The sequence below is a fragment of the Desulfobacterales bacterium genome (assembly GCA_034520365.1).
GTDB lineage: Bacteria > Desulfobacterota > Desulfobacteria > Desulfobacterales > Desulfosalsimonadaceae > M55B175.
In genome coordinates, this window is the sequence record JAXHNP010000006.1 from 936665 (window position 1) to 953191 (window position 16527).

Annotated in this window: 14 protein-coding genes; 11 read left to right on the plus strand and 3 right to left on the minus strand. The window is 51.3% G+C overall.

What is annotated here, in order from left to right:
• Positions 1 to 16 precede the first annotated feature (16 nt).
• Positions 17 to 1207, plus strand: coding sequence for a 4Fe-4S binding protein (locus tag U5L07_12220; GenBank protein ID MDZ7832509.1), 1191 nt, complete (start codon positions 17 to 19; stop codon positions 1205 to 1207).
• A gap of 261 nt (positions 1208 to 1468) precedes the next feature.
• On the plus strand, positions 1469 to 2152 hold the full coding sequence (gene surE / locus U5L07_12225; GenBank protein MDZ7832510.1) for a 5'/3'-nucleotidase SurE: 684 nt from the start codon (positions 1469 to 1471) through the stop codon (positions 2150 to 2152).
• A gap of 197 nt (positions 2153 to 2349) precedes the next feature.
• Here the strand turns inward: surE and U5L07_12230 are convergent, their stop codons facing one another.
• A complete protein-coding gene (locus U5L07_12230; protein MDZ7832511.1) occupies positions 2350 to 3468 on the minus strand; it encodes an ISAs1 family transposase in 1119 nt (372 codons plus the stop codon).
• Positions 3469 to 3873: 405 nt separating this feature from the next.
• Here U5L07_12230 and U5L07_12235 point away from each other — a divergent pair, with 405 nt between their 5' ends.
• The 7 genes from U5L07_12235 to U5L07_12265 all read left to right on the plus strand — a co-directional run bounded on the left by U5L07_12235 (position 3874) and on the right by U5L07_12265 (position 12082).
• Positions 3874 to 4113, plus strand: coding sequence for a HypC/HybG/HupF family hydrogenase formation chaperone (locus tag U5L07_12235; protein MDZ7832512.1), 240 nt, complete (start codon positions 3874 to 3876; stop codon positions 4111 to 4113).
• Between the two features lie 53 nt (positions 4114 to 4166).
• Positions 4167 to 6497 (plus strand): carbamoyltransferase HypF, encoded by a 2331-nt coding sequence (gene hypF, locus U5L07_12240; GenBank protein MDZ7832513.1) that lies wholly within the window; start codon positions 4167 to 4169, stop codon positions 6495 to 6497.
• Positions 6498 to 6615: 118 nt separating this feature from the next.
• The gene (gene hypD, locus U5L07_12245; GenBank protein ID MDZ7832514.1) at positions 6616 to 7698 is read left to right on the plus strand and encodes a hydrogenase formation protein HypD; all 1083 of its coding nucleotides are present in this window, start codon (positions 6616 to 6618) and stop codon (positions 7696 to 7698) included.
• A 9-nt stretch (positions 7699 to 7707) separates the two neighbouring features.
• Entirely contained in the window at positions 7708 to 8718 is a 1011-nt protein-coding gene (gene hypE / locus U5L07_12250) for a hydrogenase expression/formation protein HypE (GenBank protein MDZ7832515.1), read from the plus strand.
• A gap of 83 nt (positions 8719 to 8801) precedes the next feature.
• Positions 8802 to 9764, plus strand: coding sequence for a hydrogenase small subunit (locus tag U5L07_12255; GenBank protein ID MDZ7832516.1), 963 nt, complete (start codon positions 8802 to 8804; stop codon positions 9762 to 9764).
• Positions 9765 to 9812: 48 nt separating this feature from the next.
• Positions 9813 to 11453: a nickel-dependent hydrogenase large subunit gene (locus tag U5L07_12260; protein MDZ7832517.1), complete on the plus strand. Its 1641-nt coding sequence runs from the start codon at positions 9813 to 9815 to the stop codon at positions 11451 to 11453.
• Between the two features lie 131 nt (positions 11454 to 11584).
• Entirely contained in the window at positions 11585 to 12082 is a 498-nt protein-coding gene (locus U5L07_12265) for a HyaD/HybD family hydrogenase maturation endopeptidase (protein ID MDZ7832518.1), read from the plus strand.
• 377 nt (positions 12083 to 12459) lie between these two features.
• Here U5L07_12265 and hypA read toward each other — a convergent pair whose 3' ends face one another.
• The gene (gene hypA / locus U5L07_12270) at positions 12460 to 12807 is read right to left on the minus strand and encodes a hydrogenase maturation nickel metallochaperone HypA (GenBank protein ID MDZ7832519.1); all 348 of its coding nucleotides are present in this window, start codon (positions 12805 to 12807) and stop codon (positions 12460 to 12462) included.
• Between the two features lie 273 nt (positions 12808 to 13080).
• Here hypA and U5L07_12275 point away from each other — a divergent pair, with 273 nt between their 5' ends.
• Positions 13081 to 13284 carry a UXX-star (seleno)protein family 1 gene (locus U5L07_12275; protein ID MDZ7832520.1) on the plus strand — a complete coding sequence of 68 codons (204 nt, stop codon included), beginning with the start codon at positions 13081 to 13083 and terminating at the stop codon, positions 13282 to 13284.
• 450 nt (positions 13285 to 13734) lie between these two features.
• On the opposite strand, the gene U5L07_12280 is transcribed toward U5L07_12275, so the two are convergent.
• Entirely contained in the window at positions 13735 to 14235 is a 501-nt protein-coding gene (locus U5L07_12280; protein ID MDZ7832521.1) for a peptidylprolyl isomerase, read from the minus strand.
• Between the two features lie 204 nt (positions 14236 to 14439).
• Here U5L07_12280 and U5L07_12285 point away from each other — a divergent pair, with 204 nt between their 5' ends.
• Entirely contained in the window at positions 14440 to 16494 is a 2055-nt protein-coding gene (locus tag U5L07_12285) for a response regulator (protein ID MDZ7832522.1), read from the plus strand.
• The last annotated feature ends 33 nt before the right edge of the window (positions 16495 to 16527 follow it).

Here is a 16527-nt window from a genome sequence, read left to right on the forward strand (position 1 = left end):
TAAAGGAGATTCGCCAATGACATACCCATCCATTCCACCCGCCAGGAAGAAAAAAATTAAGAAGCTGCTTTCCCTGATGAACAAGCAAAACGACCGGTTTTTCCTGATTGCCCAGCCGCTTGTGGAAATGATGGATATGTCCGTAACGGATTCGGAACTCGACTTTTTGCTGAAAATGGGGCTGGGCCATTATGATTATGAAGCCGCAAAATCGGCTGCGGATATGGCTGATGTGGAATTTGAGTCCTTTTTTGACCCAATCAAGCGAAAAGGGCTGGTGCATATCGAATCCGGCGCTAAGGGCAATGCAACCTATCGATTAAATGCCATTGCCGTGGGATGGTATGAGGCCCAGACCCATTACCTGATGGGAAAGCCGGAGGAGAAGCTGTTTTCCGAAAAATTTCTGGAGTTTGTGAAGTTTTTCCAGAAATTCAACTTCACCCCGCTGCGCGATATGCAGAATTTGGTGCTCCGCCCGGTTATAAAGCCCTCCCAGAGCACCGGGATCATTGACCCGGCCATAAAAGGCAAAAGCAAAAAGAAGGTCATACCGATTCAGACCGAGGTGTCAGCCCCGGATTCCCAGGTTTATCCCACCCATTACATCAACTCGCTGATCGAGGAATTCGGCGGACAGGGCGCGATTTGCGTGTTCCCGTGCATCTGCCGGCATGCCAACAAACTGGTGGATAGTCCCTGCACCTATGGCATGCCCGAAGACTCCTGCATTGCGTTCGGGGATATGGCCAATGCCTGGGCAAACTACGGGTATGGACGTAACATTTCGGCCCCGGAGGCCATGGAGATTTTAAAGACCGTGCGGGAAAAAGGGGCTGTTCACCATGTGATCCATGAAAAGGATAATCCGGATCTGCCGGTCCTGGCAATCTGCAACTGCTGCTGGGATTGCTGCGGCATTTTAAAGTCCTATAATATGGGCGCAATGCCGCTGAAATATAAGAGCTATTATGTCGCCCGCATCAAAGCGGATGCGGATTGCAAGGGGTGCGGCACCTGTGAGAAATACTGCCCGACAACCGCGATTCGCGTAAAGGATAAACGCTCGGTTCTGAATCCGGACCGGTGTATCGGCTGCGGGCAGTGCGCCTATCAATGCGTAAAGAATAATATTGAACTGGTGCCGGCCGAGCGGACGGTTTACCTGCCGATGCTCAAAAGATCCGAGGTCCGTATTTCGGTTTGAAGGCGGAATCCTCATTTTAAAAAAGATTCCCCCTTCTATTGACAACCATGGACCAGGAGTTAACTTAAATATGAAGGCTAAGGCATGTAACCTTCGCAACGATCCAACCAACCTCTAAAACTCCCGTCGGCATTGACCCCTTGTGCCGGCGGGTTTTTTTTATGATCCTGCTGAAAAAGGGCGGATACATTAATTCTTGAAACAAGATGCTTAGGCTTTTATTCTTTCATTTGGAAGTCTTTAAAGTTTGCGGAGAAACGCGTGAAAATCGTCATAACAAACGATGACGGCCATGATGCGCCGGGGCTGGCCGCGCTTTACGGGGCGGTAAGCCGTCTTGGCGAGGTTCTCATCGTCGCACCGGAAGCCCCGCAGTCCGGCGTCGGGCATACCATCACCTTAAAAGACGGGGTTTTTGCCAAGAAAGCAGGGGCCAACAAATATATCGTTCAGGGCTCCCCGGCAGACTGTGCGCGCCTGGCGCTCAAGGTGTTTGCCCCGGATGCGCAATGGCTGATATCCGGCATTAATCCGGGCGCCAACCTGGGAACGGATATCTATCCCTCCGGAACGGTGGCTGCGGCCCGGGAGGCCGCCATCCTGGGGCGAAAGGCGATCGCGCTGTCCCAATATATCGCCAGGGATCACAGCATTGACTGGTCGATAACCGCATATCATGCCCTGCGATTACTGCCGGTGATAATGGAAAAAGAATTGGATCCCGGACAGTACTGGAATGTCAATTTCCCTCATCCATTAAGAACCGATTCTTTGCCGCCGCACCAATTCTGCGAGCCGGAAAAGCAGCCGCATGACTATATTTTCTATAATAATTCGGATCTTTATTACTATGACGGCAGTATTCATGACCGGCCCCGCGCGGCCGGCAGCGATGTGGATGTCTGTTTCAGCGGCCGGGTTGCCGTCACCCGCATGCAGATTTGACGGCTTCGCAAAAAGTCCAATATCTTTGTTGCGCTGCATCCCTCGGAATTTCACGTACGAGCAAGTACGCTGCATTCCTCGGGATTTGCGCGCCGCGATCTTGAACTTTTTTCTTTGCCGTCCCAGAATCGACTTTTGATGAGTCTATCAGATTTAGGTGTTGCCTGGCATCAGGACAGGGTAACCGCATTTGGAAATTAGCCTTCGAGAATCTTCATCAGATAGTCATTATCCCATCCGGCTTTGAGTCTTTTTGATTTTATACTTTTCTTTTTCGCTGTGGTTTCTTTTTTTATCAAATTCAACGCGATATGCCGGAGTACGGCAAGATTTTCAGGCGCGTTGCCTTTTCTGGCTCTGCTATCATCTTCCCTGAAAGACACATCTAATACCCAATGAAGACTGTTTTCAATGCCCCAGTGGTTTCGTATCGCATCTCCAAATTGTTTGGCATCACTCTCGAGGCTGCCGATATAATAACTTGTTTCCTTTTCGATCTTCTCTGTGAAATGCCTTTCGCGTTCAACCATACAGATAGTATTTAAATTTTGCCAATCCTCTTTGCCCTGAAGCCAGTCGATATCCGAAGTTGTCCAATAACGCCGGATTTCAATTTTCCCGTGCTCGCCATCGACCGTTTCATAGTAATCGTATGGACACCCCTTAAACTGTTTGGCTGCTTGCTCTTCAAAATACAAAGCGATATTTTCATGTAAATTGCTTTGATTGCCCTTCAAGGCTAAGACGTAATCGGCGTTTTTGTTAACAATATCTTCGGCAATTTTTGTCTGACAGCCCATAGCATCAATGGTTACAATGCAGCCTGCTATTTCCAGAGTTTTGAGGAGTTCCGGAATAGCGGTTATTTCATTTGATTTGGCATCTGTTTTCCTTTGTCCCAAAACGATTCCATTAGCCGAAGCCCAGGCGCTAACCATATGAATGGCGGACTTGCCATTACTTTTGTCATGAGAGTGCCGAAGCGTTTTGCCATCAACGGCAACAACTTCTCCTTTGGTAATTTGCCTGATTGCCTGTATCCAGTCCAGAAAGGATTGTTTAAACTCCTCGGGGTCGATGCGGGAGAAAATTCGTTCAAAAGTGTCAGCAGAGGGTATCCCATGGGGAAGTTCCAAAAATTTTTTAAACCAGTCGTATTTTGCATTGCCAAACAGACAGATTTGTTCATAATTGTCGGCATTGCAGATAACGGCGCAAATAGCAATCGTAATAATATCAATTAGTTTATGTCTTTTGTTGTCTCTTCGGGGGTCGGTTAAATTTTCAAAATGACTGCTGATGTTTGAGTTCTGCATTTTTTGCCTCCCATTGATAAAAAATTTGTAATATTATCAATGGGTAGCACATTTCTATCCAAATGTCTAGATTTTTTAAGTAATTTTAGATATTTATACAAAGGCCCGTATTGTTTGGTATAATGCTAAATTGCTTTCTGATACATATAAATCCAAATGCGGTTACCCTGGGCATCAGGATAAAAAGATTTAAAACATGCGCATCTTATGGTAGGATTTAAACTTGAAATGGGCGCGGATGTCATTTCGAGTCGAACTGGAGTGAGAAATCTTTCAATTGCATGATTTCTTTAGGTTTCTCCTCGCTATCGCTTTTCGAAATGACAGGCGGGAGGAGCTATGTTAATGCCATCGTGCATAACCGTGAACCGTGAACTTTGAACCCCCAACTGACTAAAGAGATTTATGTGTCTGGCGATTCCCTCCAAAATTATTGATATCAACACGAGCTCGAATATTGCCACCATAGATGTTGACGGGGTCAGACGGGAGGCCAGTCTAATGCTTCTCGAGGACGCCCGGGTGGGTGATTACGTGATTGTGCATGCCGGTTTTGCCATTCAGAAGCTGGATGAAGAGGCGGCCCTGGAATCACTCAATCTGCTCCGTGAAACATTTTTCTCAGATCCGGAAAACAGCCGGTAAAATCGGTTCGGAGAAGCAGGCCGTGCCGAAAAAATGAGATTCCGTCGATTTTAATGAAAACCGACCTTAACGGGGATACGGGAATACAAGCAGGCAGTGCCCCGGCTGCCCGAAAGATTGTTGTCACGGGTATCGTCCAGGGGGTCGGCTTTCGGCCGTTTATATATCAGCTGGCCATTAAGCACAACCTGAGCGGCCGGGTAGCCAACACCGCCTCGGGCGTGAGCATTCATGTGGAAGGCGATCCTTCACAGATTGAGGCGTTTCTATCGGATATCTCCTCAAAAACCCCGCCGCTTGCCCGGATCACCGATATTTCCAGCCGCTCTCTATCCCCTGAAAATTTAACGGATTTTACCATTTCCCCAAGCGAGGCCGGCGCGGTCAAATCCACGCTGATATCCCCGGATATTTCCATCTGTTCGGATTGCCTGGCGGAGCTGCTTGATCCCAAAGACCGCCGGTATCGGTATCCGTTCATTAACTGCACCAACTGCGGGCCCAGATATACGATTATCGATGATATTCCCTATGATCGACCGAATACCTCTATGAAGCATTTTAAAATGTGTGAAGCCTGCCAGGCGGAGTATGAGGATCCTCAAAATCGGCGGTTTCATGCCCAGCCCAATGCCTGTCCGGTTTGCGGGCCGCAGGTGCAGCTGTTTGACCGGCACATGACTGAAATCCCCTCCGGCGATCCGGTCAGCGAAACCGTCCGCCTGTTAAAACAAGGCTTTATCGTAGCGGTTAAAGGTCTGGGCGGGTATCATCTGGCTGTTGACGCTGAAAACCCTGAGGCGGTGCATGCGCTCCGGCAGCGAAAGCACCGGGCAGAAAAGCCGTTTGCCTTAATGTCTCTTGATTTGGAAACCATCCGGCAGTATGCACAGGTTGCAGATGATGAAGAAAAAATGCTTGCATCCCCGCAGCGGCCCATTGTCTTTTTAAAAAAGCGCAGCAGCCACTGTATTTCAGATGCGGTTTCCCCGGAAAACCGGTATTTTGGCGTGATGCTGCCCTATACGCCGCTGCATTATCTGCTGCTCGCCCATGGTTTTACCGCGCTTGTGATGACCAGCGCCAATTTAAGCGAAGAGCCGATTGTCATTGCCAATGACGAGGCGTTTGACCGCCTTTCCCATATTGCCGACTATTTTCTGATGCATAACCGGGATATTTATCTCCGAAGCGATGACTCGATCATGCGGCATACCGCCGGCAGTCCCCGGTTTGTCCGCCGATCCAGGGGATATGTGCCCACCCCCATATTTCTGCACCGATCCCTGCCGCCCATACTTGCCTGCGGTGCGGAGCTTAAAAATACCATCTGCCTGACCAAATCCGACCAGGCGTTTTTAAGCCAGCACATCGGTGATCTGGAAAATATTAAAGCATTTGATTTTTTCAAAAAGACCATTTCGCATATGAAGCGGATCCTGGATATCGCACCGGAGATTATCGCCTATGATATGCATCCCGGGTATTTGAGCACCCGGTACGCGCTGGAACAGAGTGATGCCACTTTGGTGCCGATTCAGCACCACCATGCCCACATTGTAAGCTGCATGGCGGAACATGGAATAGAAGGTCCGGTGATCGGGCTTTCCTTTGACGGCACCGGATACGGGACCGACGGCCGGATATGGGGAGGCGAATTCCTGATTGCGGAGCCGGCAAATTTTGAACGGCCGCTTCATCTGGCCTATATGCCCATGCCGGGCGGGGAGGCGGCCATCAAAGAGCCGTGGCGGATGGCGGTAAGCTATCTTTTCGAGACCTTTGGCGAGGAGTTTGAAAGCCTGGATCTGCCGGTTCTTAAAACCATACCCGCAAGTAAAATCCGCATTATCAAAGATATGATCGTAAAACGCATCAATTGCCCGGAAACCTCGAGCCTTGGCCGGTTGTTTGACGCGGTGGCGTCCATACTGGGCCTTCGCCACCAGGTGAGTTTTGAAGGACAGGCGGCCATGGCCCTTGAAATGATGGCCCGCCAAAAGACCAATTATTTAAGTGCGCCCGACCTCTATGGGTATGATCTTTTCACCCGTGATGCCTGCGAAATTTCCGTACGCCCGATCATCAATGGAATCGTTAAAGATTTGAAAAAAGGAGTTCCGCCGGCTGAGATCAGTTCAAAATTTCATTTAAGCCTCATGAGCATTTACACGGACCTTTGCGGCCGGATGCGCAGTGAAACCGGCATTAATCAGGTGGTTTTGAGCGGCGGGGTATTCCAGAATGCCCTCTTGCTAAAGGGGCTGATTCAGGGGCTTGAACGGGAAGGCTTCCGGGTGTTTACCCAGCGCCAGGTTCCGACCAATGACGGCGGCATTGCGCTGGGTCAGGCGGTGGCGGCGGCAGCCGCGGCAACCGGATAAATATTCCTTAATGGATAATTTTATGGTTTTATTAAAAAGGGTTTTATGTTATAAATTTGAACACTGATTATTATCGTAACCATTGTGCGCTTCTCTTTAACAGGCATTTCACGCCCATATGAAGCATATACAGGAATACAGGGACAGCAGGCTTTCCCGGAGAATCATCGAGCAGATCGCAGCGGTCAGTGACCGTAATATCCGCATCATGGAAGTTTGCGGCACTCATACGGTCTCCATTTTCAGAAACGGTATACGCACTGTGCTGCCGGAGAATGTCTCCCTGATTTCCGGTCCGGGCTGTCCGGTCTGCGTAACCGATCAGAGAGAAATTGATACCGCCATCGCCCTGGCCGAACAGGAAAATGTCATCATAGCGACTTTCGGTGATTTGATCCGGGTGCCGGGCACCTTTTCCTCCCTTCAAAGTGAGCAGGCCGCCGGACGGGACATCCGGATCGTCTATTCCACTTTTGATGCCATTACCCTGGCCAAAGAAAATCCGGGAAAGAATGTCGTCTTCCTGGGTATCGGATTTGAGACCACCGCCCCGACAATTGCGGCCTCGGTTTTGGCCGCGGAAAAAGCCGGCATTACAAACTATTTTGTCTATTCGGCCCATAAGTTGATGCCCCCGGCGCTTGAAGCCCTCATGGATCTGGGCGTCAGCCGGATTGACGGGTTTCTGCTTCCCGGCCATGTCTCGGTCATCATAGGCACGAAGGCGTATGCCGAATTTTTCGAAAAATATCGTATCCCCTGTGTGATAACCGGCTTTGAGCCGGTGGATATCCTTCAGGCGCTGTTTAACCTGACTGAGATGATTAATACCGGTTTGCCCCGGCTGGAAAACGGCTATCCCAGGGCGGTTACGGAAGCCGGCAATACCGGCGCGATAGAAATTATGTATTCCGTATTTGAGCCCTGCGATGCCTCCTGGCGGGGGATCGGCCGGATCTCCGGCAGCGGGCTTCGATTCCGGCCGGATTATGCATCGTTTGACGCAAAAGCCTATTTCGATCCGTATGTGCCTGAGGCGATGCCGCCCAGGGGATGCGCCTGCGGCGATATTTTGACCGGGACGTTAACCCCTCCGGAATGCCCGCTTTACAAGAAAAAATGTACACCCGTAAATCCGGTGGGGCCCTGCATGGTCTCAAGCGAAGGCACCTGTGCGGCTTACTATAAGTACCACGACTAATACCTGACTATGGATCAAAACAGAATACTTCTGGATCACGGCAGCGGCGGCAAGCTTTCAAATGATTTGATTGCGGAGCTCATGCTGCCGGCATTTGACAATCCGGTGCTTGCCGGGATGGAAGATGGCGCGTCAATAAGCCTGGATGGCTGCCGGCTGGCTTTTTCGACGGATTCCTATGTTGTGGATCCCATTTTTTTCCCCGGCGGCAATATCGGCGATCTGGCGGTAAACGGCACCATCAATGATGTGGCCATGTGCGGAGCCGCGCCGCTCTATTTAAGCGCCGGCATTATTATCGAGGCGGGATTTCCAAAGGCTGATTTAAAGGAGATTCTGGCGGCCATGGGTAGCGCCGCCAAGTCGGCCGGCGTCCAGATCGTGACCGGCGATACAAAGGTGGTGGCCCAGGGGGTGGCGGACAAGATTTTTATCAACACCTCCGGCATCGGCATAATTCCCGAGTCTGTACAAATTTCTGCCGCCAACGCCAGGGCCGGGGATAAAATTATTTTAAGCGGTACGCTGGCCGACCACGGCATGGCGGTTTTATCCCGCCGGGAGGGGCTTGAATTCGAGTCCCCGATTCAAAGCGACAGCGCGGCCTTAAATCATCTGGTGCGGCGGATGTTTGAGGTTTGCCCGGATATTCATGTGCTCCGGGATCCCACCCGCGGCGGGGTGGGCACGGCTTTGAATGAGATCGCCGGCCAGTCAGATATCGGCATCCGGATATACGAGAATTCAATTCCCATAAACAACAGCGTGGCCGGCCTATGCGAACTTCTGGGGTTTGACCCGCTCTATGTGGCCAATGAGGGTAAACTTTTGGCATTCGTCGAAAGCAAATATGCGGATTCGGTCGTAAAAGCCATGAATGCCGATCCGCTGGGCCGGGCGGCCTGCGTGATCGGCGAGGTGGTGGGGGATCACTCCGGTAAAGTCATAATGGAAACCGCTATCGGCGGAGAGCGTATCATTGATATGCTGACCGGCGAGCAGCTGCCGCGGATCTGCTGATACGGTTTTCTTTTTTGATAAAGGGGTGTTTTAGGCATGTATGTTAAATGCAATGTTGCCTGACAGGTGAAAGGAGAGGGTCAATGGATGAAAAAGAAAAGCAGGAACAAGAGTTTTATGAAAGACTAGAGAAAAGAGGGGTCACGCGTCGGGACTTTATGAAGTTCTGTACGTTTCTGACCGCAACCATGGGGCTGTCGGCTTCATATGTCGCCAAGGTGGCGAACGTGTTTGCCGCAACCCCGAAACGCACACCGGTTGTCTGGCTTCATTTCGCCGAATGCACGGGATGTACGGAATCAGTTTTGCGGACCATGTATCCCTGGGTTGATGAGCTGGTACTGGAAATCCTGAGTATTGAATACCATGAGACCATCATGGCGGCGGCCGGCCACCAGGCGGAAGAGAACCTCCAGGAGGCCCTCAAGAAATACAAAGGTGAGTTTATCTGCATCTGCGAGGGCGCGATCAGCACCAAAGACGGCGGTGTGTACGGCAAAATCGGCGGCCGCACGTTTCTGGAAGTCGCCAAGGATGTCGTCCCCAAAGCCGCGGCAGTGGTTGCCATCGGGCAATGCGCCTGCTACGGCGGGGTACAGGCGGCGGCCCCCAATCCGGGCGGATTTAAGGGGGTAAAAGAGGCGCTTAATCTAAAGCGAAGAGAAATTATCCATCTCCCCGGCTGTCCGCCGAACCCGATCAATTTGGTGGGCACTGTTGCCAACTACCTGCTGTTTAATAAACTGCCGCAGCTCGATTCCGTCGGCCGCCCGCTGTTTGCTTATGGCAAGACCATCCATGATCAATGCCCGCGGCGTTCTCATTTTGAAATGGGCGAGTTTGCCCCATCCATCGGATCTCCGGAAGCAGATATGGGTTGGTGTCTGTATGAGCTTGGCTGCCGCGGCCCCATGACCTATAACAATTGCCCGACAGCTAAATATAATGACGGGACCAGCTGGCCGGTGGAAGCGGGACATCCCTGTATCGGCTGCAGCGAGCCGAATTTCTGGGACTATCTGTCGCCGTTTTATCAACCCATGTAAAAAACGGTTATCAAAAATTACAACCCGTTTTCATAGAGAGGGAATACCATGAGCAAACGAATTACCATCGATCCCATGACCCGGCTTGAGGGTCATCTAAAAATCGACGTGGAGGTTGAGGACGGAAAAGTTAAAAACGCCTGGAGTTCGGGTCAGCTTTTCCGGGGAATTGAAATCATTCTGCAGGGCCGGGACCCGCGGGATGCCCATCATTTTGTCCAGCGCTCATGCGGGGTCTGTACCTATGTCCATGCGCTGACCTCGGTCCGTGCGGTGGAAGATGCCATCGGCATTGATATCCCGGAAAATGCAAAGCTGGTGCGCCGGCTGCTGCACGGGGCCCAGTTCATGCATGATCACATTGTCCATTTTTACCATCTGCATGCGCTCGACTGGGTGGATGTGGTCTCCGCATTAAAAGCCGACCCCCAGAAGACCGCCAAGCTGGCAGATAATCTTTCCAATGCGCCCTGGGGCGGCACCACCTATTACAAGGGTGTCCAGGATCGCTTGAAAACCTTTGTGGAAAGCGGGCAGCTGGGCATTCTAAATAACGCCTACTGGGGTCACAGCGCGTATAAGCTGCCGCCGGAGGCCAACCTGATGGCAGCGGCCAATTACATCGAAGCTTTGCGGTTGCAGGCCAAAACCGCCCGACTGCATGCAATTTTCGGCGGCAAGAACCCCCATCCGCAGTCCCTGGTTGTGGGCGGCGTCTCATCGATTAAGGATTTGACAGCGGATCGGATTCTTGAGTTCAAGTACATCTGGCAGGAATCCCAGGATTTTGTGAAAAACGTCTATATTCCGGATCTTCTGGCGGTTGCCTCCTTCTACAAAGACTGGGGCGGCATCGGCGGTACCACCAATTTCCTGTCCTGGGGCGATTTTGCCCAGAACGGCAAGGAGCCGGAGAGCTATCTGATGCCGCGCGGGCTCATCAAAGACAGGGATTTAAAAAATCCGCATGCTGCGGATCAGCAAAAGGTAACCGAGCATGTGACCCACGGCTGGTATGCCGACGGCGAGGCCAAGCATCCCTATGATGGGGAGACCAAGCCGGTGCCCGGCGATTACGACATGGAAGGCAAATACACCTGGTTCAAGGCGCCGCGCTATGACGGCCAATCCTGTGAAGTCGGTCCGCTGGCGCGCGTCCTGGTGGCCTATGCCAATGGGCAGCCGGCAGTTAAAGAAAATGTGGATGCGGTGCTTAAAAAGCTTGATGTTCCGGCCAGCGCCCTTTTCTCGACCCTTGGCCGAACCGCCGCCCGCGGCATTGAAACCCTGATCATCGGCGAAGCCATGGCCGGCTGGATCGATGAACTGGTGGCGAATGTGGGCCGCGGCGATAAAAAAGTCTACCAGAAATATGAAATGCCGGATGAAGCCATGGGATACGGATTAAACGATGTCCCCCGCGGCGCGCTGGGACACTGGATCAAAATTAAAGATAAAAAGATTGCCAACTACCAGTACGTGGTGCCGTCTACCTGGAACTTCGGGCCGCGCTGCGCCAAGGGCACGCTCGGACCGGTTGAGGAATCCCTAATCGGCACCCCGATCGCCGACCCGAAAAAACCATTGGAACTGCTTCGAACCGTTCACTCTTTTGACCCATGCATTGCCTGCGGCATTCATGTGATCGATCCGGATTCCAACGAGGTGTATCAGGTGCGGGCGACTTAAACCTAAATTGATCGTTCCAAATTTTTAAAATATAGATTTTTGCATTCTTTATCCTTTTCGGTCCCCCTTTAAAAGGGGGATCGAGGGGGATTTTAGATTTAGATTAAGAGTAAGGGTAAGACGGGAAGGTTATGGCAGAACCGCATATTGTGATAATGGGCGTGGGCAGTATTCTGATGACGGATGAAGGGTTTGGCGTCCGCGTGATCGAGGCCCTGGAAGAGCAGTATGAGTTTCCGGAAAACGTTTCCGTGGTGGACGGCGGGGTCCTGGGATTGAATCTTCTGGGCGTGATTGCGGAAGCCGATCACCTGATTGTTGTGGATGCGGTTCGCAACGGGGGCGCGCCCGGGGATTTCTATCGATTAACCGGTGAGGCCATCCCCGAGCGGGTTCGCGCCAAGAATTCCCTCCACCAGATCGATTTTCTGGAAACCCTGACCCTGTGTCAGGCAGTGGATGAAGTGCCGGAGACGGTGGTTCTGGGCGTCGAGCCCGAAGATATTGATTCACTGAGTGTTGAGCTGACCCCCACCATTAAGGAACGGGTTGAGCCGGCCATTGAAATGGTGCTGGACGAGCTGAATCGGCTGAATACATCGTATACCCGCAAAGCAGAGCAGAAATAATAGGTTTCAGGTGTCAGGTTTCAGGAAATATTATGCGAGGGAGTCAAAATTTTTGTAAGCCTGAACACTGAACACTGAAACCTTAACCTTTTAATTTTACACCTAATACCCTATACCTTAACCGTTAAGTCACTTAGAAGTATTCCCCCCGGGCCGTGCGCCCGGGACCGAGCTAAAAATAACTTTAAAGGCACTGAGGCAAGATAAACTTGTTCTATCTATTTTTCAGGCGGGCACGGTGGCCCGCCCTACGAATGGGGAAAAACCCGATTCATCGTAGGGTCGGCCACCGTGCCGACCATAAATCCTTGATTTCATTAACCTAATACCTAATACCCAAAACCTAATACCTGTGAAGTCATTTCGAAGAGTCCCCCTCAGTCCGCAATATCGATTGACACCACGTTCAGTTCATTTCCGGCGATAATATCGAATTCCATGCTTTGGCAAGCCGGGCATATGTAAACCGCTTCCGCCACTTCCCATTGATGGCCGCATCCACTGCATTTTGCGGTTACCGGTATCTCATTGATATGGATTTGCGCCCCTTCCAGCGGCGTGTCCTTGGCCGCCACTTCCATGCAGAGATTCAAATTCTCCGGTACCACCGCCGCCAGTTTGCCGATTTTCAGATTAATCTTCTCCACCCGGGAATCCCTCATATCCGCGGGTATGGACGCCCGGGCGACTTCAACGATTTGCAGCGCAATTCCCATTTCATGCATCTGGCTACCCCCGAAGGAGTTAACCGGCGATTTGGCCCTCAATTTAGGTTGGATAAATTTGGCGCCGGTTGTTTCGTTTCTATGTGATCAATACCGCTTGAACGTTTGGGAACAACTATATTCCTCAATGAAGCGGTTGCCAAGAGGAATTCACAATTGAGGCCCTCAAAGGCATCTATGCCATCTGTGTTTGTAAGAAGCTATGTTTTGAGTTATAGTTTAATAAAATATTCGGAAGTTAAAATCTTTGAAAAATGAGAAGGAGGTATGAAAATGGCGGACAAGGTGATTATTTACGGCAAAAGCGGATGACCCTATACCCAGCGGGCTCGTGAAGCCTATAAAGGGCATGAATATGTTGATGTAAAAGCCAATAAAGATAAGATGGATGAGATGCTCAAGGTCTCAGGCGGCAAGCGCCAGGTGCCGGTAATCGTGGACGGGCAGAACGTGACCGTCGGCTACGGCGGAACGTGAGGGGTATAGCCTTTCAGGCGGGTCTGCCTGAAAAGTTTTTAAGTAAATTCAAGCGCCTTTGGCTTTGGCAAAGGCTAATAAAAAAGGCAGCTTCCTTTAAGTCCCCCTTTCGTAAAAGGGGATTTAGGGGGATTTTTCATCATGGCCCAATATAAATCCCCCCAATCCCCCCTTTTCCAAAGGGGGGCTGAGGTGGTAGCCTTTTCCAAAGGGGGGGGTTAGGTGGTAGTCTTTTTCAAAGGGGGGGGTAGATGGTGGCCTTTTCCAAAAGGGATTCAGGTGGTGGCATTTTTCAAAGGAGGTGCGGCACAGCTTACGGTTTCCCCCTTGAAAAATTCACTGCCTTAGTGCCTTAGTGCCTTAGTGCCTTAGTGCCTCAGTGCCTTAGTGCCTCACTGCCTATAGAATTATTTTTAAGCGGGCTCCCGAGGGCTCACGGCCCGGCGGGGGTTACTCCGAAACCACGGTGGCCTTGTTAATCACCACCGGGGTGAGCGGCACATCATCATGCATGCCTTTTTTTCCGGTGGGTACGGCCTTTATTTTGTTGACCACCGGAATCCCCTTAACAACCTTGCCGAATACCGTATAGCCCCATCCCTGGGGTGATTTATCTTTGTGATTGAGAAAGGTATTGTTTTTCACATTGATAAAGAACTGGGCGGTGGCGCTGTGGGGATCGGCGGTCCGGGCCATTGCCAGGGTATAGGCTTCGTTTGTCAGCCCATTGTCGGCTTCATTTTCAATAGGCGACTGCGTTGGTTTCTGGGTCATATCTTCCGTCATACCGCCGCCCTGGACCATAAATCCATCAATAACCCGGTGAAACAGGGTGCCGTCATAGTGGCCGGAGTTTACATATTGAAGAAAATTGTCCACCGTTTTCGGCGCTTTATCTGCAAACAGGGCGATCTCGATTTCTCCCATGCTGGTATCAAGTTTAACAGTCATTTCCAGGCTCCTTTTTCTCAGTAGTTTTTTATGAAGCCCTTCCTTACACCAAAATAATTGAAATGGGAAGGTGCTTTTTTTAATGCCCCGGCATTTTGGTAGATATTATCCAAATCCATTGACATCCGGTGGATGACATGAGATGTTTCAGTTCACAGTTCACAGTTCACAGTTCATGATTCAAAGTTAACGGTTTTTCAAGCTATGCCTTACACTACCTATCAGCCGCGCCTGTTAATTTTAGATGATGATCCGGTGGCCTTAACCCTGCTAACGGATACATCGGAAAAAATGGCCCTTTTTTCCCGGATTGCCGCCTGCAGCTCCAGCAGAGAGGCGCTGGATGCTTTGCATAATGAACCGTTCGACCTGCTGCTGCTTGATTATTCGGTGGATGATCGAAATGGTCTGGACGTATTTGAGCTGGCCAAACAGATGCATAGCCCGCTGGCCGGTATTCTGGTGACCGCCCATGATGAAAAAGAAGTTATTATATCAGCCATGCAGGCCGGAATCCGGGATTTTATAGAGAAACCCATCCGGCCGCATATCCTTAGCAATGCATTGAACCGGGCCTGGGAGGAATTAGAGGCCCGGGTCATCCTGGACACCGAAAACCGTAACCATCTGGAACTGCTCGAGAGCCTGCCGGATGTAGTCTATAAAATCGATATGGATGGCTACATCCAATACATCAACAAAACCGTTGAGGAACTCGGGTTCAGCCAGGAGGAGCTAAAGGGCAAGCACATCACCCGCATTATTGCCCCCGAAGACTATCATTCCCATTCGCTTCAGACGGTGTTGGACAACTTCCGGTGGCAGCCGGATGCTGAAGATGATGCGCCGAAGCTTGTCAATGAGCGCCGCGGCGGGCATCGGCGTACCCAGAACCTTCGCATCCGGCTCGTCAGCAGAAATCCCGACCAGGGAACCAGTTTTCGGGAGGGACAGCTCGTTTCTTTCGGTGAAATAAGCGCGACCGGCATTCTGGATGGCAGCGTGGTTACCGGCTCTGTCGGCATTATACGGGATATTACGGAGCGGGAGCGGGAGCGACGCCAGCTTAAGGAGGCCCTGGACAGGCTTCGGGAATCGGAGGCGGCGCTTAAAAAAGCCTATAACGCCAAGAGCCAGTTTGTCGCCAATATGAGCTATGAACTCCGTACCCCGCTTAATGCCATCACCGGCATGGTGGATTTAATCAAGGATGCCGCAAGCTGCAAGGAACAGCAAAGCCGGCTTGAGGTCGTTAAGTCCTCGTGCCGCAGCCTGCAGTTTATTCTGGATGACATCATGGACCTATCCCGGATTGAGGCCAACCGGCTGCGGCTGGCCACTGTCAATTTTCATCCCCATGATATCATGCAGGAGGTTTTAACCATTGCAAAAAACCTGCCGGAGGCCAAAGAACTGGATATCCGGGCGGCCGCCGGACAAGCGCCGCCATGCCCGAGACTTAAAGGGGATGCGGAGCGGATCCGGCAGATTCTTTTAAACCTTGTCCATAATGCGTTGAAATATACGGATAAGGGCTTTGTTGAAATCGGCATGGATTGCCGGGCGGTGGATAAAAAAGAGTATATGCGCTTGATATGCACGGTCAGGGATTCCGGCATCGGCATCTCAAGGGACAAGCAGGAGGCAATTTTTGAGCGATTTGATCAGCCTTTGGATGTGGGTTCCCGACGCTACGGGGGCCGGGGGCTGGGGCTGGCGATCAGCCTTAAACTCGCCCGATTAATGCGGGGTGATATCCAGGTGGATAGCGAGCCGGGCCTGGGCTCTTCATTTACCTTTGCCGTGGTTCTGCCCACAGCCGACGAGATTTCACAATCTGCAGCAAATGCGGACACGGTTTCCTGCTCCGGCACAGCACTGGTGGTTGAAGACAATATGACCAATCGCGCCGTCATAAAAAACCTGATCGAGAGTCTGGGGGTGCGCGTGGATACCGCGCAGAACGGCCGGGAAGCACTAGAGAAGGCTCAAAATCAGGCGTATCCCATCATATTTATGGACTTACAGATGCCGGAAATCGATGGCATGGATATTTGCAGAAAAATCCGGGAATCCGGCGGGCCTTGCGCCGGTGCCTTTATCGTGGCGCTCACGGCAGATGTTGAGGAACATACCATTGAACAGTGCCGCGAGGCCGGAATGAATGAATATCTCCCCAAACCGGTGGGCAAACATGAGCTTCGCCGGATTTTTGAGCTGTTTGAAAAAGGACCGGCCGCCGACGACAGCGATTCATAATAGGTCAGCTGAAATCCCCTCCCTCCTCTTTTT

Coding starts and splice junctions, on each gene's coding strand:
- U5L07_12220 (MDZ7832509.1), top strand. CDS start 17: ATGACATACCCATCCATTCCACCCGCCAGGAAGAAAAAAATTAAGAAG.
- U5L07_12230 (MDZ7832511.1), bottom strand. CDS start 3,468: ATGCAGAACTCAAACATCAGCAGTCATTTTGAAAATTTAACCGACCCC.
- U5L07_12235 (MDZ7832512.1), top strand. CDS start 3,874: ATGTGTCTGGCGATTCCCTCCAAAATTATTGATATCAACACGAGCTCG.
- hypF (MDZ7832513.1), top strand. CDS start 4,167: ATGAAAACCGACCTTAACGGGGATACGGGAATACAAGCAGGCAGTGCC.
- hypD (MDZ7832514.1), top strand. CDS start 6,616: ATGAAGCATATACAGGAATACAGGGACAGCAGGCTTTCCCGGAGAATC.
- hypE (MDZ7832515.1), top strand. CDS start 7,708: ATGGATCAAAACAGAATACTTCTGGATCACGGCAGCGGCGGCAAGCTT.
- U5L07_12255 (MDZ7832516.1), top strand. CDS start 8,802: ATGGATGAAAAAGAAAAGCAGGAACAAGAGTTTTATGAAAGACTAGAG.
- U5L07_12260 (MDZ7832517.1), top strand. CDS start 9,813: ATGAGCAAACGAATTACCATCGATCCCATGACCCGGCTTGAGGGTCAT.
- U5L07_12265 (MDZ7832518.1), top strand. CDS start 11,585: ATGGCAGAACCGCATATTGTGATAATGGGCGTGGGCAGTATTCTGATG.
- hypA (MDZ7832519.1), bottom strand. CDS start 12,807: ATGCATGAAATGGGAATTGCGCTGCAAATCGTTGAAGTCGCCCGGGCG.
- U5L07_12280 (MDZ7832521.1), bottom strand. CDS start 14,235: ATGACTGTTAAACTTGATACCAGCATGGGAGAAATCGAGATCGCCCTG.
- U5L07_12285 (MDZ7832522.1), top strand. CDS start 14,440: ATGCCTTACACTACCTATCAGCCGCGCCTGTTAATTTTAGATGATGAT.